Annotated in this window: 17 protein-coding genes; 1 reads left to right on the top strand and 16 read right to left on the bottom strand. The window is 61.4% G+C overall.

The annotated features are described in order from the left end of the window. Positions 1-4 precede the first annotated feature (4 nt). The 16 genes from dnaE to rpsB form a co-directional block, all read right to left on the bottom strand. Positions 5-3,478 carry a DNA polymerase III subunit alpha gene (gene dnaE / locus PU634_RS10105; protein ID WP_306760667.1) on the bottom strand — a complete coding sequence of 1,158 codons (3,474 nt, stop codon included), beginning with the start codon at positions 3,476-3,478 and terminating at the stop codon, positions 5-7. Further along, positions 3,475-4,068 (bottom strand): ribonuclease HII, encoded by a 594-nt coding sequence (gene rnhB / locus PU634_RS10110; RefSeq protein ID WP_306760668.1) that lies wholly within the window; start codon positions 4,066-4,068, stop codon positions 3,475-3,477. Before rnhB ends, dnaE begins: the two co-directional genes overlap by 4 nt. Then, positions 4,065-5,210 (bottom strand): lipid-A-disaccharide synthase, encoded by a 1,146-nt coding sequence (gene lpxB / locus PU634_RS10115; RefSeq protein ID WP_306760669.1) that lies wholly within the window; start codon positions 5,208-5,210, stop codon positions 4,065-4,067. The genes rnhB and lpxB overlap by 4 nt, the downstream gene beginning before the upstream one ends. Beyond that, entirely contained in the window at positions 5,203-5,994 is a 792-nt protein-coding gene (lpxA, locus tag PU634_RS10120) for an acyl-ACP--UDP-N-acetylglucosamine O-acyltransferase (protein ID WP_306760670.1), read from the bottom strand. Before lpxA ends, lpxB begins: the two co-directional genes overlap by 8 nt. A 2-nt stretch (positions 5,995-5,996) precedes the next feature. Next, positions 5,997-6,458, bottom strand: a complete 462-nt coding sequence (gene fabZ, locus PU634_RS10125) for a 3-hydroxyacyl-ACP dehydratase FabZ (RefSeq protein WP_014293049.1) — start codon at positions 6,456-6,458, stop codon at positions 5,997-5,999. Between the two features lie 25 nt (positions 6,459-6,483). After that, positions 6,484-7,506 (bottom strand): UDP-3-O-(3-hydroxymyristoyl)glucosamine N-acyltransferase, encoded by a 1,023-nt coding sequence (gene lpxD / locus PU634_RS10130; RefSeq protein ID WP_306760671.1) that lies wholly within the window; start codon positions 7,504-7,506, stop codon positions 6,484-6,486. A gap of 13 nt (positions 7,507-7,519) precedes the next feature. Further along, positions 7,520-8,020, bottom strand: coding sequence for an OmpH/Skp family outer membrane protein (locus tag PU634_RS10135; RefSeq protein ID WP_306760672.1), 501 nt, complete (start codon positions 8,018-8,020; stop codon positions 7,520-7,522). An 87-nt stretch (positions 8,021-8,107) separates the two neighbouring features. Then, positions 8,108-10,516, bottom strand: a complete 2,409-nt coding sequence (gene bamA / locus PU634_RS10140) for an outer membrane protein assembly factor BamA (RefSeq protein WP_306760673.1) — start codon at positions 10,514-10,516, stop codon at positions 8,108-8,110. Between the two features lie 29 nt (positions 10,517-10,545). After that, the gene (rseP, locus tag PU634_RS10145) at positions 10,546-11,895 is read right to left on the bottom strand and encodes a sigma E protease regulator RseP (RefSeq protein WP_306760674.1); all 1,350 of its coding nucleotides are present in this window, start codon (positions 11,893-11,895) and stop codon (positions 10,546-10,548) included. Continuing rightward, the gene (gene ispC / locus PU634_RS10150) at positions 11,892-13,085 is read right to left on the bottom strand and encodes a 1-deoxy-D-xylulose-5-phosphate reductoisomerase (RefSeq protein ID WP_306760675.1); all 1,194 of its coding nucleotides are present in this window, start codon (positions 13,083-13,085) and stop codon (positions 11,892-11,894) included. The genes rseP and ispC overlap by 4 nt, the downstream gene beginning before the upstream one ends. A 1-nt stretch (position 13,086) precedes the next feature. Further along, positions 13,087-13,941, bottom strand: coding sequence for a phosphatidate cytidylyltransferase (locus PU634_RS10155; protein WP_306760676.1), 855 nt, complete (start codon positions 13,939-13,941; stop codon positions 13,087-13,089). Positions 13,942-14,000: 59 nt separating this feature from the next. After that, on the bottom strand, positions 14,001-14,777 hold the full coding sequence (gene uppS, locus PU634_RS10160) for a polyprenyl diphosphate synthase (protein WP_306760677.1): 777 nt from the start codon (positions 14,775-14,777) through the stop codon (positions 14,001-14,003). A gap of 72 nt (positions 14,778-14,849) precedes the next feature. After that, positions 14,850-15,407, bottom strand: coding sequence for a ribosome recycling factor (gene frr / locus PU634_RS10165; protein WP_306760678.1), 558 nt, complete (start codon positions 15,405-15,407; stop codon positions 14,850-14,852). A gap of 127 nt (positions 15,408-15,534) precedes the next feature. Further along, the gene (gene pyrH / locus PU634_RS10170; RefSeq protein WP_014293058.1) at positions 15,535-16,266 is read right to left on the bottom strand and encodes a UMP kinase; all 732 of its coding nucleotides are present in this window, start codon (positions 16,264-16,266) and stop codon (positions 15,535-15,537) included. 71 nt (positions 16,267-16,337) lie between these two features. Then, positions 16,338-17,216, bottom strand: coding sequence for a translation elongation factor Ts (tsf, locus tag PU634_RS10175; protein ID WP_306760679.1), 879 nt, complete (start codon positions 17,214-17,216; stop codon positions 16,338-16,340). Positions 17,217-17,323: 107 nt separating this feature from the next. Next, on the bottom strand, positions 17,324-18,049 hold the full coding sequence (gene rpsB / locus PU634_RS10180; RefSeq protein WP_306760680.1) for a 30S ribosomal protein S2: 726 nt from the start codon (positions 18,047-18,049) through the stop codon (positions 17,324-17,326). 290 nt (positions 18,050-18,339) lie between these two features. On the opposite strand from rpsB, the gene map reads away from it, so the two are divergent. After that, positions 18,340-19,125, top strand: coding sequence for a type I methionyl aminopeptidase (gene map / locus PU634_RS10185; protein ID WP_306760681.1), 786 nt, complete (start codon positions 18,340-18,342; stop codon positions 19,123-19,125). Positions 19,126-19,225 lie beyond the last annotated feature (100 nt).

Raw genomic sequence — 19,225 nt, forward strand, 5'->3', positions numbered from 1 at the left:
CCCTCTAGTCAAAAATCAGTTCGACCTTGTCCGGCCCCAGCAAGGCCCTGAGCGATTCCAGCATCTGGTCGGTGGGGGTTACCCGCCACTCGGTGCCCAGAGTGAGCTCGGCTCTTGCGCCGGGTCGGTTATAGGTCACACGCACAGGACATACGCCCGCCCTTACCGGCGTGAGTATGTCCAGCAATTGAGTAAAAAAGCCCTGATCGATGCGGCTTTTGTCGATGTACAGTGCGAGCCCGCGGGCAAAGCGCTCCCGGGCATCGCTGATGTCAAGCACTTCTCTGGCCGACATTTTAAGGCCACCGGAGAAGTCGTCAAAGCTGACCTGTCCGCTGATGACCAGAATTTTATCTTTTTCCAGCAAAGACTCATAGCGTTCCAGCGCATCGGAGAACAGGGTCACGTCCAGCCGGCCGGATTTGTCGTCCAGGGTAAGAATGCCCATGCGGTTGCCCCGCTTGGTGGTCATCACCCGGGACGCGATCACCAGCCCCGCCACCGTGCTCACCCGGTCGCGGCCGCCGGGCTGCACCTCGCTCAGCCGGCCACTGGTGTAGTGACGCAGCTCTCGGGCGTACTGGTTGATGGGGTGGCCGGTGAGATACAGCCCCAGGGTGTCGCGCTCGCCGTCCAGCCAGATCTTGTCGGGCCAGGGTGGCACGTCGGCAAAGGCGTGCTCGACCTTGTCTTCTTCCACCAGCACGCCGAACATGTCGCCCTGACCCAGCGCCTCGGCTCTGGCGTGCTGATCGGCGGCCTTCATGGCTTCTTCCAGGGTCGCCATAATGGATGCCCGGTGCGGGCCCAGCCGGTCCATGGCCCCGGAAAGGATCAGCTTTTCCATCACCCGCTTGTTGAGCTTTTTCAGATCCACCCGGTTGCAGAAGTCGAACAGATCCCGGAACGGCCCGCCCTGCTCGCGAGCCTCAAGGATGGATTCGATAGGCGCCTCACCCACCCCCTTGATGGCGCCGATGCCATAGACGATATGACCGTCTTCGTTGACGGTGAAGCGGTAACGGCCGGTGTTAACGTCGGGGGGAATGATGGTCAGCCCCATGCGCTGGCATTCGTCCACCAGGGTCACCACCTTGTCGGTGTTGTCCATGTCGGCGGTCATCACCGCCGCCATGAATTCCGCCGGATAGTGGGTTTTCAGCCACAGGGTCTGGTACGACACCAGGGCATAGGCGGCGGAGTGGGACTTGTTGAAACCGTACCCGGCGAATTTCTCCACCAGGTCAAAGATCTTCATCGCCAGTTCGCCGTCGATGCCGTTGGCCACGGCGCCCGCTTCAAAGCCGGCGCGCTGCTTGGCCATTTCCTCGGGCTTTTTCTTGCCCATGGCCCGGCGCAGCAGGTCGGCGCCGCCGAGGGAATAGCCGGCCAGCACCTGGGCTATCTGCATCACCTGCTCCTGATACAGAATAATGCCGTAGGTGGGTTCCAGAATGGGCTTGAGCGACTCGTGCTGCCACTGCTCGTCGGGATAGGACACCGCCTCGCGACCGTGCTTGCGATCGATAAAGTTGTCCACCATGCCCGACTGCAGCGGCCCCGGGCGGAACAGCGCCACCAGGGCGATCATGTCTTCAAAACAGTCCGGCTGCAGGCGCTTGATCAGATCCTTCATGCCCCGGGATTCCAGCTGGAACACCGCCGTGGTTTCATAACGCTTGAGCAGCTGGAACGAGGCCTGGTCATCGATGGGAATGGCGGCAATGTCGACCGGGGGCTTGCCTTCCTTCTCCAGCCTGGGGTTGATCATGCCCAGCGCCCAGTCGATGATGGTGAGGGTGCGCAGGCCAAGAAAGTCGAACTTCACCAGGCCGGCGTATTCCACGTCGTTCTTGTCGAACTGGGTGACCGGGTGGCGGCCTTCAGCATCGCAGTACAGTGGCGAGAAGTCGGTGATTTTGGTGGGGGCGATGACCACACCCCCGGCGTGCTTGCCGGCGTTGCGGGTCACCCCTTCCAGCTTGCGGGCCATGTCGATCAGGGCCCGTACTTCCTCATCCTGATCGTACAGCTCGGGCAGCTTGGGCTCGGCCTCAAAGGCCTTGGCCAGGGTCATGCCGGGATCGGGGGGGATCAGCTTGGAGATGCGATCAACAAAGCCATAGGGGTGACCCAGCACCCGGCCCACGTCGCGCACCACCGCCTTGGCCGCCATGGTGCCGAAAGTGATGATCTGGCTGACCGCATCCCGGCCGTACAGCTCGGCCACGTGCTCGATCACCTCATCGCGCCGGTCCATGCAGAAGTCGACGTCGAAGTCGGGCATGGACACCCGCTCCGGGTTCAGAAAGCGTTCAAACAGCAGGTCGAATTCCAGCGGATCGAGATCGGTGATTTTCAGCGCATAGGCCACCAGCGAGCCGGCGCCCGAGCCCCGGCCCGGTCCCACGGGAATGCCGTTGTCCTTGGACCACTGAATAAATTCCATCACGATGAGGAAGTAGCCGGGAAAGCCCATCTGGTTGATCACGTCGAGCTCCACCTGCAGGCGCTCGTCGTATTCGCCGCGCTTTTCCGCCCGCACCTGCGGGTCGGGGAACAGGAACTCCAGCCGCTCTTCCAGGCCCTCTTGCGAGCGCTTGACCAGGTAGTCTTCAATGCTCATGTCGCCGGTGGGAAAGTCCGGCAGAAAGTATTCACCCAGGCGCACGGTCACATTGCAGCGCTTGGCGATTTCCACGCTGTTTTCCAGCGCCTCGGGAATGTCGGCGAACAGCTCGGCCATTTCCTCGGCGCTTTTCAGATACTGCTCGGGGCTGTAGCGTTTGGGCCGGCGCTTGTCGTCCAGGGTGTAGCCGTCGTGAATGGCCACCCGAATTTCGTGGGCGTCGAAGTCGCTCTTGTCCAGAAATACCACCTCGTTGGTGGCCACCACCGGCAGCTGTTGTGCCGCCGCCAGCGCCACCGCCATGTGCAGGTAGCTTTCTTCGTCGGGGCGGCCGGTACGCAGCAGCTCGAGGTAATAACGATCGGGAAAATGCTCACGGTAAAACCCCAGGCACCGCTCTGCCAGCGCCCGGTTGCCCTTGAGCAGATAGACCCCCACGTCCCCTTCCCGGCCGCCGGAAAGCACAATCAGCCCTTCTCCGTGCTCCGCCAGCCAGGCCTTGTCGATCACCGGCCTGTGCTGAATATGGCCACGCAGGTAGGCTCTGGAGATCAGCTGGGTAATGTTCTGGTAACCGGTGTTGTCCATGGCCAGCAGGGTCAGCCGGAACAACTGCTCGCCCAGTTCCTCGCTTTGCACCCACACATCGGTGCCGACAATGGGCTTGAGCCCCTTGCCGTGGGCATCGCCGTAAAAACGCACCAGGCCACACAGGTTCATCTCATCGGTCAGGGCCAGCGCCGGGTAGCCCAACTCCTGCACCCGCTTGTTGATGGGGCCGATCTTGGCCAGGCCATCCACCATGGAAAAGTCGGAGTGAATGCGCAGATGAATAAAGCTCGGGGTCATGCGCCCTCCAGCGCCCGGGCCACGGGCTTAAAGCTTTTGCGGTGCTCGGCCAGGGCGCCGTGCAGGGCCAGCGCCGCCAGGTGCTCTTTGGTGGGATAGCCCTTGTGGCGGGCAAAGCCGTACTGGGGATATTTGGCGTCCAGAGCCAGCATCTCGTGATCCCGTTCGACCTTGGCAAGAATGGAGGCGGCGCTGATCTCGGCGACCCGGCTGTCGCCTTTTACCACCGCCCGGGCCGGCATGGGCAACGGAGGGCAGCGGTTGCCGTCGATAAACACAAAACCGGGCTGCACGGAAAGACCCGCCACCGCCCGGCTCATGGCCAGCAGGGTGGCCTGCAGTATGTTCAGCTGGTCAATCTCGGCGGCGGAGCAGCGGCCAATGGCCCAGGCCAGGGCGCGCTCACGAATGAGCGGCGCCAGTTGCTCACGCTTTTTTTCGCTGATTTTCTTGGAGTCGGCGAGGCCGGGAATGGGATGGTTAGGGTCGAGGATCACCGCGGCGGTAACCACGTCGCCGACCAGGGGGCCGCGGCCCACCTCGTCGACCCCGGCCACCAGCACGCCGCTGGGGTAAATAATGTCGGTCATGGTTTTCGTGCCAACTCCAGCACCGCCAGGGCGGCCTGCTCGTCGGCATTACAGCGAATTCGTTTGTGCAGTTGGGTAAAGTGGTCAACCAGCTCGCTGGTGTCGTAGTCGAGCAGCTTGCCGATTTCATCCACAATATGGCCCGGCGTACATTCGTGCTGAATGAGCTCGGCCACCAGGGTCTGATCCGCCAGCAGGTTGGGCAGCGATACATGCTCGGTTTTTACCAGCCGCTGGGCCAGCCAGTAGCTGAAGTCCTTCAGCCTGTAGCCCACCACCATCGGCTTTTTGGCCAGCATGGCTTCCAGGGTGGCGGTACCCGACGCCAGCAGCACCACGTCGGCGGCGGTAATCACTTCACGGCCCCGGCCTTCTACCAGGGTTACCTTCAGTCCCGGCGCCACCTTTTCCTTGATGGCCAGGAACTCCTGCCGGCGCTTTTCGCTGGTCAGGGGCACCACAAACTCCAGCTCGGGATGGCGCACCTTGAGCTGCTTGCAGGCCTCCAGATACACAGGGGCAAGCAGGGTCACCTCGGCATGGCGGCTGCCGGGCAGCAGCGCCAGGTAGCGGCCATTCACAGCCAGGCCCAGCCGTTCCCGGGCCCCTTGAGTGTCGGGCACCAACGGCATTTTATCCGCCAGAGTATGGCCAATGAAGCGGCAGGGCGCGTCAAAGCGGTCGTAAAAGGCCTTTTCAAAGGGCAGAAAGGCCAGCACCAGATCGGTGGCCGCCTTGATCTTGTGAATGCGGTTTTGCCGCCAGGCCCATACCGACGGGCTGACGTAATGCACGGTGGCAACGCCCGCCTTGCGCAGCCGGTGCTCCACGCCGATGTTGAAGTCGGGGGCGTCTATGCCCACAAACACATCGGGCGGATTGGCGGTGAAGTGCGCAATGATGCGCCGGCGAATGTGCAGTATGCGCGGCAGCCGCCCCAGCACTTCCACCACCCCCATTACCGCCAGCTCGTCCATTTCGAACAGGGCACGGCAACCCTCCGCCTGCATCTGCGGGCCGGCAATGCCTTCGAAAACGGCATTCGGGTGGCGCCGGCGCAGCTCGCGAATCAGCCCGGCGCCCAGCGTGTCGCCGGACACTTCGCCGGCAACCAGGCCAATGCGCAACGGAGCCTCAGGCACGAATGATACCGCGCTCGTTGGACTTGAGGAACTCGACCATGATGGCCACTTCCGGCTGCTTTTCGCCCAGGCTTTCCAGCGCCGGAATCACCTCTTCCACGGTTTTGCCGCTGCGGAACAGCTCCCGGTAGGCCAGCTTGATGGCGGAAATGGCCTCCTTGCTGAAGCCCCGGCGGCGCAGCCCTTCGGAATTGATGCCAAAGGGTTTGGCATAGTGGCCGGCGGCCATCACATAGGGCGGCACGTCTTTATTAAGGGCGGCGCAGCCGGCAATAAAGGCGTGGCTGCCCACCCGGCCAAACTGGTGAATGGCAGCGTGGCCACCAAAAATCACATGGTCACCGATGTGCACATGGCCGGCCAGGGTGGCGTTGTTGGCGAAAATGCAGTCGCTGCCAATGCGGCAGTCGTGGGCTACGTGCACGTTGACCATAAACAGGTTGCGGCTGCCCACCACAGTCAGGCTTTCATCCTGGGTGGTGCCCCGGTGAAAGGTGCAGGATTCACGAATAATGTTGTCGTCGCCAATTTCCAGCACGGTGCGCTCGCCGGCGTATTTCTTGTCCTGGCAGTCTTCACCGATGGAGGCGAACTGAAAAATGCGGTTGCGCTTGCCGATGCGGGTCGGCCCCTTGATCACCACATGAGAGGCAATCTGGCAATCGTCACCAATTTCCACGTCGGGACCGATCAGGGTCCAGGGGCCGATCTCCACGCCCTTGCCGATTTTGGCATCGGGATGGACGATGGCGGTTTCATGGATCACTGCACCTTGTTCACTCACACTCAACCCTCGCGTTTGGCGCACATCAGTTCGGCGGTACATACCACTTCGCCGTCAACGCTGGCAACGCCGGTAAACTTGGCGATGCCTCTGCGCTCTTTCAGATAAACCACATCCAGAACCAGCTGGTCTCCCGGCACCACGGGGCGCTTGAAACGGGCATTGTCGATGGAGGCGAAATAATACAGCTCGTTGGGCTTGGGCTTGCCCACCATTTTAAACGCCAGAATGCCGGTGGCCTGCGCCATGGCTTCCAGGATCAGCACACCGGGGAACACCGGCTTGTTGGGAAAGTGGCCGGTGAACATGGGCTCGTTGAACGACACGTTCTTGATGCCGCGCAGGGTCTTGCGCTCGGGGCTGATCTCGTAGTGAGCCACCTTGTCGACCATCAGAAAAGGATAGCGGTGCGGCAACAGTTCCAGAATTTCCTGGATGTCCAACTGATTCAGTTCGTTACTCAAAATTAAACCCTACCAAAAAATGTGCTTAGTCGTTGTTGTTCAGTTTTTTTTCAAGCTGGCTCAGCCGCTTGTGCATGTCGTCGATGCGCATCACGCGCGCCGCCGTTTTGCGCCATTCCTTGTTCGGTTGCAGCGGAATACCGGAGGAATAGATGCCGGGCTCGGTAATGGGACGCATTACCATGGCCATGCCGGTAATGGTGACGCCATCACAGATTTCCATGTGGCCGTTAAACACCGAAGCGCCGCCAATAATACAATATTTACCGACCTTGAGACTACCGGCCATGACGGTGCCCCCCGCCATGGCGGTGCCGTAGCCGATCTCCACGTTGTGGGCGATCTGGCACTGGTTGTCGATGATCACGTTGTCGGCAATGCGGGTATCCTCCAGCGCGCCTCTGTCTATGGTAGTACAGGCGCCGATTTCAACCCGGTTGCCGATCACCACGCCGCCGAGCTGGGGGATCTTGACCCACTCGCCCTGGTTGTTGGCATAACCGAAGCCGTCGGCGCCGATCACCGCGCCCGCCTGCACCAGGCAGTCGTGGCCCAGGGTCACACCGTGGTAGATGGTGACGTTGGCCCAGAGTTTGGTGCGTGCGCCCAGGCGCGTGTTTTTGCCCACAAAGCAACCGGGACCGACGATAACGCCGTCTTCCAGCACCACACCGGACTCGATCACCGCATTGGCGCCAATGGCCACCCCCTCGCCCAGGCTGGCATCTTCGGCCACCACGGCACTGGGATGAATGTCCTGTGCCGGCGCCGGAGTGGTATCCAGGGCCTGGGCCGCCAGGGCGAAGCCGAGGTAGGGATCCTTCATCACCAGGCAGGCCACCGGGCAGGCCTCGCGGTCGGCTTCCCGAAGGATAACGGCGGCGGCCCGCGTGTCCTTGAGCAGGTGGCGGTATTTGCCGTCGGTGAGAAAGGCGACCTCGCCGGGGCCGGCCTTGTCGAGGGTGTTCACCCGGTGAACGGGCTTTGCCGCATCGCCGTGCAGCTCGGCGCCCAGTGCCTGGGCCAGTTGTTGCAGTGTTACGCTCATGGGCTTGCTCTTGTTACTTGCTGACGCGGCTGATCACCTGTTGTGTGATGTCGAGAGAAGGCGTGACATAAATCACGGCTCCCCGCTCCAGCACCAGATCCAGCCCCTGCGCCTTGGTGATTTCATCTATCGCGCCCTTGATGCGCGACAGCATTTTCTGGCGCTCTTCGTGCTCGCGGCGGGCCCGGTCTTCTTCCAGCGCGCGCGCCTTTTGCACAAAGTTGGCCTGCATTTCATTCAGTTTTTTCTGCGCTTCGGCCTTTTGCTGATCGTTCATAAAGGCCATGTCTTTCTGCTGCTTTTCCACAAAGCTGCGCCCCTGCTCTTCCAGTTGCTGCACTTCCTTCACCCGGGAGGCGAACTCGTTTTTCAGCTGGTTACGTACCACGTCACGCTGGGGCATTTTCTGAAATACTTCCGCGGTATCCACCACGGCAATCTTGCCCTGGGCCTGGGCCAGGGTTGCGGTCATCACCAGCGCCAGGGCGCCGGCCAGTTTAACCAGTTTGTTCATTTACCTACTCCTTGTTCGGTGGGGGGTGAGGCGTTGGAGGTGAGGGGGAAAAATCTCCTCACTCCTCGCTCCTCACCCCTCACGCAGTTAAAACGTGCGGCCGATATTGAAGTTGAACACTTCGGTCTTGTCTCCTTCCACCTCGGTAACCGGGGTGGCCAGGGAGAACACCAGCGGCCCCAGGGGCGACAGCCACTGCATGCTCACACCGGCGGAAGCACGATACTCGCCCGGATCGCCGAAGTCATAGCAACCGCTCACGCAGCCGGCAAATTCGGACGCATCGTATTCGGTATCCCATACCGTGCCCACGTCCATAAACAGGCTGGTGCGCAGGGAGCGCTGCAGGTCTTCGCCGGCAAAGGGGGTGGGCACAATCAGCTCCACCGAGCCCGCCAGCAGGGCGTTGCCGCCGATGGCGCTGCCGTCGGTGGTCAGGCTGCCGTTTTCGTTATACACCGCGCGCGGGCCCACCGAGCTGCTCTTGAATCCGCGCAGGGTGTTAAAGCCGCCGGCGTAGTAGTTTTCAAAGAACGGCAGCCGGCTGGTGTTGCCGTAGCCATCGGCGTAGGCGGCGCGGAACTTGCCGTACAGCACCCAGTTGTGCTTGCGATCCAGCGGAAAGTAATGGCCGTCGTCAAAGCTCAGCTTGTAGTACTGCAGATCCGAGCCCGGCACCGTCACCTTGAGGCCCACGCTCTGGCGGCTGCCGGAGGTAGGGAACACGCCCCGGTTGAGGGTGTTGCGGGTCCAGCCGGCGGTGACGTCGAAGTCATCAAAGCTGACTTTTTCATCGGGGCTGGCGCCGTTGTCGGTCCAGAAATCCTGCAACTGCAGCGAGGGCCGATCCGGCTGGCTCAGGGTATTGTGCTCATAGCCCAGGCTGAAGTTCAGGCTGTTGTTTTCGTCGATGGGGAAGCCGGTGAGGCCGCGCACCCCGTAGGTGGTGCTTTCATAATCGACGGAGCCCAGATAATCGTCGTCGGACTCAAACGACCGGTAATACACCCGGCCGCCCAGGCTGACGCCATCCACGGTAAAGTAGGGATCGGTAAAGTCCAGCGACACGTTCTTGGAGTAGTCGTTCATCTGGGAGTTGATGCCCACCCGGTTGCCGGTGCCGAGGAAGTTGTCCTGCTCCACGCCGGCCTGAATGCTGAAGCCCGAGTCGGTACCAAAGCCCACGCCGAAGTTGATGGAGCCGGCGGGCTGCTCCTTGACCTTGACGTCGAGATCCACCAGATCCTCTTCGCCCGGCAGGCGCTGGGTGTCGACGTCCACCTTTTCAAAGTAGCCCAGGCGATTCAGACGGGTACGGGACTGCTCCACGTTTTCACTTGACAGCCAGGTGCCTTCCATCTGGCGCATTTCCCGGCGCAGCACCTCGTCCTTGGTGATCTCGTTGCCACTGAAGTTGATGCGGCGCACATAGACCCGGTTGCCCGGCTCGATGTTGACCACCAGCTCCACCTTGTTGCTGGCTTCGTCGATCTGCGGAAAGGTGCTGATGCGCGGATAGGCATAGCCAAAGCGGCCGAGGAAACGCGACAGCAGCTCCTCCATGTGGGCCACGTCGGCGGCGGAGTAAAGATCGCCGGCGGCAATGGGCACCAGCTCGTTCAGCTCGCGCTGCCGGTCGATCAGGTTGCCGCGCAGGCTGACCCCGGAAACGGTGTACTGCTTGCCCTCGGTCACGTTCAGGGTGATGTAGACCCCTTCCTTGTCGGGCGACATGGACACCTGGGTGGAAGTCACGTCGGCCTTGAGGTAACCCCGGTCACGGTAGTAGGAGCGCAGGGTCTCAATGTCGCCGGCCAGCTTCTGCTTCTGATAGCGCTGATCGCTCATGAAGTTCCACCAGGGCACGTCATCGGACAGCTCCAGCTGGCTCAGCAGCTGCTCTTCGCTGAAGGCACGGTTGCCGACAATGTTGATCTGCTTGATCTCGGCGGCCTCGCCTTCCACGAATTCAAACTTGAGATCTACCCGGTTGCGCGGCAGCGGCGTGAGCACCGCCTTGACCTTGGCGGAATACTTGCCCACGCCGTAGTAGAAGTCTTCCAGGCCCTGCTCCAGCTCGCTCAGGGTGGTGCGATCCAGCGGCTCGCCCACCCGCACGCCGGCGCCTTCCAGGCTTTCGCGCAGTTGCTCTTCCTTGATTTCCTTGTTGCCGCTGAAGCTGATGCCGGCAATGGTGGGCCGCTCGGTCACCTGCACCACCAGGGTGTCGCCGTCGCGCAGCAGCTGCACCTGCTCAAAGTTGCCGGAGGCATAGAGGCTGCGAATGGCCTCGGCCAGGCGGGACTGATCCACTTCTTCCCCCACCCGCACCGGCAGGCTGAGCAATGCCGCGCCCAGGGTGACCCGTTGCAGGCCGTTTACCTGAATGTCTTCTACCACAAAGGGGGTCATGCCGCTCTGCGCCTGGGCCAGCATGCTGGCGCCCAGCAGGCAGGAAGCGGCAAGCGTGTTCTTTACTGCCCTTGTTTTTGCCATAGCCTGACTTGATCCTTGTGTCTTGTCGCTCACAGGCGACCTATGTCGTTAAACAGCGCCAGCCCCATCAGCAATATCAGCAGGGCCGCTCCGATTCTGTATCCCAGCTCCTGAACCCGCTCCGGCACCGGCCGGCCGGTGATGGCTTCCACCCCGTAAAACAGCAGATGGCCACCATCGAGCACCGGCAGCGGCAACAGATTGATAATGCCCAGGTTCACGCTCACCAGCGCCATAAAGCTGAAAAAATACACCAGCCCGAACCCGGCGCTGGCCCCGGCGCCCTTGGCGATGGAAATGGGGCCACTGAGGTTGTCGACGGAAACGATGCCGGTCAGCAGTTTGCCGATCATCTGAAAGGTCAGCACCGTCAGCTCCCAGGTGCGCTCTGCCCCTTCCCACAGGGCCTGCAGCGGACCGTAGCTCAGTTCAAAGCGGTAGCGATCGTCCACCGGGGTCACCTGCGGCGCCAGTCCCACATAGCCGATGGCCCTGTCATCGGTCTCAAGCAGCGCCGGTGTCAGCACCAGGTCGAGGCTCTGACCATGGCGGCGCACCACAAGTTCCATCGGCTGCTCGGGGGAAGACTGTACCAGGGTCACAAACTGCGCCCAGTCGCTCAGAGGCTCTCCATTGGCGCTCAGCAGGGTATCGCCGGGGAGAAGCCCGGCCTGCTCTCCGGCACTCCCCTTCATTACCTGCTCCAGGGTCAGGGTGGCCAGGGGGCCCTCGGGCACCAGCCCCAGGGCGGTGATGGGCGACTCGCTGTCGGGATCGAACTGCCAGCGCGCCAGGGGCACGGTCAGCTGCTGCTGGCGGCCGCTGTCGGTTTGCACCACCAGGGTGGTCTGCTCGGCGCCAATCTGGCCGATCAGGGCAAAGTTGACGTCCTCCCAGGTCAGGATGTCGTTGCCGTTGATGGCGGTGATCTGCATGCCCGGCTGAATGCCGGCCAGGGCGGCGGGCGACTCGGCGGTCACGTCCCGGACCACCGGCTTGACCGAAGGCACGCCAATCAGGAACATCAGCCAGAAGGCAAACACCGCAAACAGAAAGTTGGCCATGGGACCGGCCACGACGATGGCCATGCGTGCCCATACCGATTTATTGTTAAAGGCCTGATCCGCCAGCTCCGGGGGCACCTCGTCCACCCGGCCGTCGAGCATCTTGACGTAGCCGCCCAGAGGGATCATGGCCACCACGTATTCGGTGCCGTCGCGACCGGTTTTGCGCCAGATGGGCTTGCCAAAGCCGATGGAAAAGCGCTCCACCCGCACGCCATTGCGGCGGGCCACCCAGAAGTGGCCGTATTCGTGTACCGCCACCAGTATGCCAAGGGCGATGATAAAGGCGCCCAGGTTCCACAGTATTTCGGTCATGCGCGTGTCTCGATCAGTTGTCCGGCCAGCCGGCGCGCCTCGGCGTCGAGGGCCAGTATGTCTTCCAGCGCCTGCGCCCGGGTGCCGCCCAGGCTGTCCATGACCTTTTGGTTAATGCCGGCAATGGCCATAAAGCCGAGCCGGCCTTCCAGAAAGGCCGCCACCGCCACCTCGTTGGCCGCATTCAGCGCCGTGGTGGCGCCCTGGCCGGCGGCGCAGGCATCCATGGCCAGCTGCAGGCACGGATAGCGGGCCATGTCGGGCGCCATAAAACTGAGCTCACCCAGGCGGGTAAAGTCGAGCGGCGCCACGCCGGACTCGATGCGCTCGGGCCAGGCCAGGGTGTGGGCGATAGGTGTCATCATATCCGGCTGGCCCAGCTGGGCCAAGACGGAACCGTCCGAGTACTGCACCATGGAGTGGATCACCGACTGGGGATGCACCAGCACTTCCATCTGGGCCGGCGCGGCATTGAACAGCCAGCGTGCCTCTATGTATTCCAGTCCCTTGTTCATCATGGTGGCGGAATCCACCGAGATCTTGGGCCCCATGGACCAGTTGGGGTGGTTGACCGCCTGAGCCGGGGTGACGGCGGCCAGATCCGCGACCGGAGTGTAGCGAAAGGGACCGCCGGAGCCGGTGAGCAGGATCTTGCCGATGCCGGCCGCGGCCAGATCACCCCGTCCGGGGTTGCGCTGCAGCTCGAGGGGCAGGCACTGAAAAATGGCGTTGTGCTCGCTGTCTACCGGCAGCAGCTCGGCGCCGCTATGATGCACGGCGTCGATAAACAGCTCGCCGCTCATCACCAGGGCTTCCTTGTTGGCCAGCAGCACCCGCTTGCCGGCCTGCACCGCCGCCAGGGTAGGCAGCAGGCCGGCGGCGCCGACAATGGCCGCCATCACAAGGTTCACTTCCGGTGCAGCGGCTACCTCACTCAGCGCCGCCTCCCCCTGCAGAACCTGGGTGGCGCTGCCGGCATCACGCAGTTGCCGGCGCAGCTCGGCCGCCGCCATGGCGTCGGCCATCACCGCGAAGCGGGGGGCAAACTCCAGGCAATGGGCCAGCATGGGTTCAACCCGACGGCTGGCGGTCAGCGCAAACACCGAAAAACGTTCAGGGTGACGACGCACCACCGCCAGGGTACTTTGGCCAATGGAGCCGGTGGCGCCCAGTATGGTCAGCTGTTGCATGTCAGCCCTGCCCCGCCAGCTGGTACACCACAATAAAGATGGGCAGGGCGGCGGTCAGGCTGTCGACCCTGTCCATCACGCCACCATGGCCGGGCAGTATGCTGCCCGAGTCCTTGAGTCCGGCTTCGCGCTTGAACATGCTTTCCACCAGGTCCCCCAGCACCGAGGCCAGTACCGCCACCATGGATGCCAGCAGCACCGCATTGCGCTGTGCGCCGGGCAGCCCCAGGCTGGTGGCCACCACCAGCGCCAGGGCACAGGCGGCAAGCACGCCACCGATCATGCCTTCCAGGGTTTTGCCCGGACTGACCCTGGGGCACAACTTGTGTTTGCCCAGGGCTTTGCCGGCGAAATAGGCGCCGGTATCGGCGGCCCATACCAGCGCCATCACAAACAGCAGCAGCCAGGCACCGTAATGGGGATCCTGCTCATACTGATAGCTGCGCAGCACCAGCAGCGACCAGAAAAACGGCACCAGGCTGAGCAGGGCAAACACCGCCTTGAGCCAGGGCCGCTGTTGCCACAGCCGGCTGCTGGCCGGATAACCCAGCACCAGCGGCAGGGCCGCCAGCCACCACAGGGCACCGGCACCCAGCACGGCGGCGACAAGACCATGCAGGCCATCGGCCCAGATGTGCCCGATGGGCACGGTGGCCATCAGCGCCACCAGCACCAGCGCCAGGAACACCATGACCACATTGGATTTTTGCGTATCGATAAAGCGGCCCCACTCCCGGCCCGCCAGCAGGTACACGGCGGTGGCAAACAGGGCGAAAAACGGCAGGGGCAGCAGAAAAATGGCCCCCAGCACCACGGGGATCAGGCACAGGGCCGTGATAATACGAAGCTTTAGCAAGAAATGTCCTCTCTTCGAGGGTGAAGGCTTTTCGCCTTGCATGCTCACCCTTGTCGTTATTATTCGTTGTCGGCGCCGGCCTTGTGCTCCAGCAGCTCTCTTATCTGGGCGCCGGTGCAGCCAAAACGCCGCTCCCGTCCCACAAAGGCGGCAATGGCCTCGCTGAAGGCGTCTTCATCAAAGTCGGGCCAGAGCACGGGGGTAAAATAGAGTTCCGCATAGGCCAGCTGCCACAGCAGAAAATTGCTGATGCGCTGCTCGCCGCCGGTACGGATCAGCAGATCCACCGGGGCCAGGTCGGCCAGCTGGGTGTGCTCATGCATCAGCGCCTCGGTGATCTCCGCCGCCGCCAGCTCGCCCTGCGCCACCCGCTCGGCCAATGCCCGGGTCGCCTGGGTAATGTCCCAGCGGCCACCGTAATTGGCGGCGATATTGAGGGTCAGACCGGTGTTGTTGGCGGTGAGGGATTCGGCATCGCTGATCTTGCGCTGCAGGTGCGGGGCGAAGGCGCTGCGATCGCCGATAATGCGCAGCCGGATGTTGTTGCGGTGCAGCTTGCGCACCTCCGAGCCCAGCACGGCGATAAACAGGCTCATCAGGGCACTGACCTCATCTTCGGGCCGGCGCCAGTTCTCGCTGGAAAAGGCAAACAGGGTCAGGGCATCGAGGCCAAGCTTGTAGCCAAACCTGACCGCGGCACGCACCGACTTTACCCCGGCCTTGTGACCGAATACTCGAAATTTTCCCCGCTGCTCGGCCCAGCGCCCGTTGCCATCCATAATAATGGCGACGTGGCGAGGCAGCGGCTGGCCTTCAAATGCTGCCGTTGCTGGCATAGTCACTCCTGCACAAAAACAAACGCCGTGCAGGCAGCTACACGGCGTTGGCTACTATACCTGATGTAACTATCAGATTTCCATTAACTCTTTTTCTTTGGCGGCCAGGGCGTCATCCACCTGCTTGATGAAGAGATCGGTCAGTTTCTGAATGTCGTCCTGGGCGCGACGCTCTTCGTCTTCGGAGATGTCCTTGTCCTTGAGCAGCGCCTTCAGGCTGCTGTTGGCGTCGCGGCGAATGTTGCGAATGGCCACCCGGCCCTGCTCCGCTTCGTTGCGCACCACCTTGATCAGATCCTTGCGGCGCTCTTCGGTGAGCGGTGGCAGCGGAATGCGGATCATGGCGCCGGCGCTGGACGGATTCAGACCCAGATCGGAGGTCATGATGGCCTTTTCCACGGCCTGGATCATGGAGCGGTCAAACACGGTCACCGCCAGGGTGCGGGAATCTTCGGTGGTGATGTTGGCCAGCTGGTTGAGCGGCGTGGAAGCACCGTAGTAGTCCACGTGAATGCTGTCGAGCAGGCTGGGGTGAGCACGACCGGTGCGCACCTTGTTCATCTGGGTTTTCAGCGCTTCCACGCTTTTTTCCATGCGGGTTTTGGCGTCGGTTTTGATGTCGTTTATCACGGTCGTTATCCTTGTTTTGTCTCGGTGAGGCGTGAAGAGTGAGGAGTGAGGGGGAAACCAACAGTCGGCACCTGTTTGGTCTGCGCTCTATTCTCCTCACACTTTTCCCCTCACCCCTCACAGTGTATCAGAGCTTGTTGCTGATCAGGGTACCTTCGGTTTCACCCATGACGGCGCGACGCAGTGCACCCGGCTTGTTCATGTTGAACACGCGAATCGGCAGATTGTGATCCCGCGCCAGGGTAAAGGCGGCCAGATCCATCACCTTGAGCTCCCGATCGAGCACATCGTCATAGCCCAGGTGATGATACAGCTCGGCGTCGGGGTTCTTGACCGGATCCTCGCTGAACACGCCGTCCACCTTGGTGGCCTTGAGCACCACATCGGCCTCGATCTCGATGCCGCGCAGACAGGCCGCCGAGTCGGTGGTAAAGAAGGGGTTGCCGGTGCCGGCGGAGAAGATCACCACCCGGCCCTTGCGCAGCAGGCTGATGGCATCGGCCCAGTTATAGCTGTCGCATACGCCTTCAAGGGTAATGGCAGACATCAGACGGGCATTCACATAAGCACGGTGCAGGGCATCGCGCATGGCCAGGCCGTTCATCACGGTGGCCAACATACCCATGTGGTCGCCCACCACGCGGTTCATGCCCGCCTTGGCCAGGCCCGCACCACGGAACAGGTTGCCGCCGCCGATCACCAGGCCCACCTGGACGCCCAGTTCCACCAGTTCCTTGATTTCCTGAGCCATACGCTCCAGTACGGCGGGGTCAATACCAAAGCCTTCCTCTCCCTGCAGCGCTTCGCCGCTGAGCTTGAGAAGAATGCGTCTGTATGCGGGTTTAGGATTGGTACTCATGCTTTCTATTCCTGGTCATAGAAAGACCGCGACGAAATGCCGCGGTCCGAATAGCATCAAAAAGGCGGGAATTACCCCTTGGAAGCGGCGATCTGAGCCTGAACTTCGGCAGCGAAGTCTTCTTCCTTGCGCTCGATACCTTCACCCACCTCAAAACGCACGAAGCCCAGGGCGTCGGCGCCATGCTGCTTGAGCAGGTCGCCCACAGAGATGGACGGATCCTTGACGAAGGGCTGACCGGTCAGGGAAATTTCACCGGTGAACTTCTTCATGCGGCCTTCAACCATCTTCTCGGCGATGTCTTTCGGCTTGCCGGAGTTGACGGCGATTTCCACCTGAATTTCACGCTCCTTGGCCACTACTTCTTCAGACACGTCTTCGGGCTTGACGAACTGCGGGCTGGAAGCCGCCACGTGCATGGCCACGTCTTTGGCCAGTTCTTCGTTGCCGCCTTGCAGGTTGGCGATAACACCGATGCGGGTACCGTGCAGGTAGGTAGTCAGGTTGTCGCCTTCCACCAGCACCACGCGGCGCAGGCTCATGTTCTCACCGATCTTGGCGATCAGGTTGGTCAGGGCGGTTTCAACGGTTTCACCGCTGGCAAGTGTGGCGGCCTTCAGAACTTCAACGTCACCGATCTTGTTGGCCAGGGCCAGGTCGGCGATCTGCTCGCCCAGGGCACGGAAACCGGCGTCCTTGGCAACGAAGTCGGTTTCGCTGTTCATTTCTACCAGCACGGCAACGTTGCCTTCCTGGCGAGCCAGGATGATACCTTCAGCGGCGATGCGGCCGGCTTTCTTGGCGGCCTTGGCCTGGCCGGACTTGCGCATGTCTTCAATGGCCTGCTCGATGTCACCGTTGGCTTCGATCAGGGCTTTTTTACAATCCATCATGCCGGCGCCAGTGCGCTCGCGCAGTTCTTTTACCAGGGCGGCGGTAATGTTTGCCATGTGTAATGTCCTCGGTCTTGTTCCAAGAAAACAGGGGCACACCGGCCCCCGTTAACCTATAACTTGCGTATGGTTAATAAAGGCGTGAGCGCGGGGCTCAGTCTTTATTATTCTTCTACGACGTAGTTGTCTTCGGCTTGCACGGCCAGATCCTGGGCGCGGGCAGCGTTCACGGCGTCGGCAGCGGCGTTCAGGTACAGCTGAACGGCACGGATGGCGTCATCGTTGCCGGGGATGATGTAGTCAACGCTGTCCGGGTTGGAGTTGGTGTCAACTACAGATACCACGGGGATGCCCAGGTTGTTGGCTTCCTTGATGGCAATGTGCTCGTGATCGGCGTCGATGACGAACAGTACGTCGGGCAGACCGCCCATGTCCTTGATACCACCCAGGGACTTCTCCAGCTTTTCCATTTCGCGAGTACGCATCAGCGCCTCTTTCTTGGTCAGCTTGTCGAAGGTACCGTCCTGAGACTGGGCTTCCAGATCCTTCAGGCGGTTGATGGACTGACGCACGGTTTTCCAGTTGGTCAGCATACCGCCCAGCCAGCGGTGGTTGACGTAGTACTGGTCGCACTTGGTGGCGGCTTCTTTAACGGCTTCAGAGGCTGCGCGCTTGGTACCAACAAACAGGATCTTGCCCTTCTTGGAGGCAACGCTACCCAGGTAGTTCAGTGCTTCGTTGAACAGGGGTACGGTTTTTTCCAGGTTGATGATGTGAACCCGGTTGCTGGCGCCGAAAATGTAGGGCTTCATCTTGGGGTTCCAGAAACGGGTCTGGTGACCGAAGTGAACGCCGGCTTTCAGCATGTCGCGCATAGATACTTGTGCCATGATTTCCTCAAAAGTGTATTGGGTTAGGCCTCCACACATCCCATGACTCCGACCCGAAGGCACCCTGGAGCATGTGCCGATGTGTGTGTGTGTTAAATAAAGTGAATGGTTGTGCGAAGCCGGATACTTTTAACCCGGTATCACGGCGCGCTTTATACCATAATTGCCCCGCCTACACCAGCGCCGGAGCCCATTTCGGTGCTGGAAGTTACCGCCCGGCAAGGGTACACTTTTGGCCCTTTCACGGGTACGCCCGCTAATCGCCCAGCCATTTCACAGAGACGAGTTTAATGAGCATAGTCATAAAAACCCCGGAAGAAATTGAAAAGATGCGCGTGGCCGGTCGCCTGGCCGCCGAGGTGCTGGAGATGATCGAGCCTTATGTAAAACCCGGCGTGACCACCGACGAACTCAACCGGATCTGCCATGACTATATCGTGAACGAGCAGCAGGCCATTCCGGCCCCGCTCAACTACCACGGCTTTCCCAAGTCCATCTGCACTTCGGTCAACCATGTGATCTGTCACGGTATTCCGTCGGACAAAAAGCTCAAGGACGGCGACATTGTCAATATCGACATTACCGTGATCAAGGACGGCTACCACGGCGATACCTCCAAAATGTTTACCGTGGGCAAGCCCGGCATTATGGCCGAGCGCCTGTGCCGGGTCACCCAGGAGTGCATGGAGCTGGGCATTAAAATGGTGAAGGACGGCGTGCACTTGGGCGACATTGGCGCCGCCATTCAGAAGCATGCCGAGGCTCACAACTATTCGGTGGTGCGGGAATACTGCGGCCACGGCATCGGCAAGGAGTTCCACGAGGAGCCCCAGGTGCTGCACTACGGCAAGCCGGGCACCGGCGAGGTGCTGAAGGCCGGCATGTGTCTGACCATTGAACCCATGATCAACGTGGGCAAGCGCCACAGCAAGATGCTGAACGACGGCTGGACCGTGGTCACCAAGGATCGCAGCCTGTCGGCCCAGTATGAGCACACCATTCTGGTGACCGAGACCGGCTGCGAAGTGCTGACCCTGCGCAAGGACGACAACCTGCCGCGAATTATTACCGCCTGAAGCCGAGTCGTTTGTCAGGCCTTGCAAATACGTCGGCCAAAGGGCACTGCTTCTCCGGCACGCCGTAACCCCATCCGTGGGGGCTCCGCTGCGCCATCCA

This window comes from Oceanimonas pelagia, assembly GCF_030849025.1.
Lineage (GTDB): Bacteria > Pseudomonadota > Gammaproteobacteria > Enterobacterales > Aeromonadaceae > Oceanimonas > Oceanimonas pelagia.

What these genes read in the sequence shown, in the direction of transcription:
- dnaE (WP_306760667.1), bottom strand. Translation starts at nt 3,478, where the DNA reads ATGACCCCGAGCTTTATTCATCTGCGCATTCACTCCGACTTTTCCATG.
- rnhB (WP_306760668.1), bottom strand. Translation starts at nt 4,068, where the DNA reads ATGACCGACATTATTTACCCCAGCGGCGTGCTGGTGGCCGGGGTCGAC.
- lpxD (WP_306760671.1), bottom strand. Translation starts at nt 7,506, where the DNA reads ATGAGCGTAACACTGCAACAACTGGCCCAGGCACTGGGCGCCGAGCTG.
- PU634_RS10135 (WP_306760672.1), bottom strand. Translation starts at nt 8,020, where the DNA reads ATGAACAAACTGGTTAAACTGGCCGGCGCCCTGGCGCTGGTGATGACC.
- bamA (WP_306760673.1), bottom strand. Translation starts at nt 10,516, where the DNA reads ATGGCAAAAACAAGGGCAGTAAAGAACACGCTTGCCGCTTCCTGCCTG.
- rseP (WP_306760674.1), bottom strand. Translation starts at nt 11,895, where the DNA reads ATGACCGAAATACTGTGGAACCTGGGCGCCTTTATCATCGCCCTTGGC.
- ispC (WP_306760675.1), bottom strand. Translation starts at nt 13,085, where the DNA reads ATGCAACAGCTGACCATACTGGGCGCCACCGGCTCCATTGGCCAAAGT.
- uppS (WP_306760677.1), bottom strand. Translation starts at nt 14,777, where the DNA reads ATGCCAGCAACGGCAGCATTTGAAGGCCAGCCGCTGCCTCGCCACGTC.
- pyrH (WP_014293058.1), bottom strand. Translation starts at nt 16,266, where the DNA reads ATGAGTACCAATCCTAAACCCGCATACAGACGCATTCTTCTCAAGCTC.
- tsf (WP_306760679.1), bottom strand. Translation starts at nt 17,216, where the DNA reads ATGGCAAACATTACCGCCGCCCTGGTAAAAGAACTGCGCGAGCGCACT.
- rpsB (WP_306760680.1), bottom strand. Translation starts at nt 18,049, where the DNA reads ATGGCACAAGTATCTATGCGCGACATGCTGAAAGCCGGCGTTCACTTC.
- map (WP_306760681.1), top strand. Translation starts at nt 18,340, where the DNA reads ATGAGCATAGTCATAAAAACCCCGGAAGAAATTGAAAAGATGCGCGTG.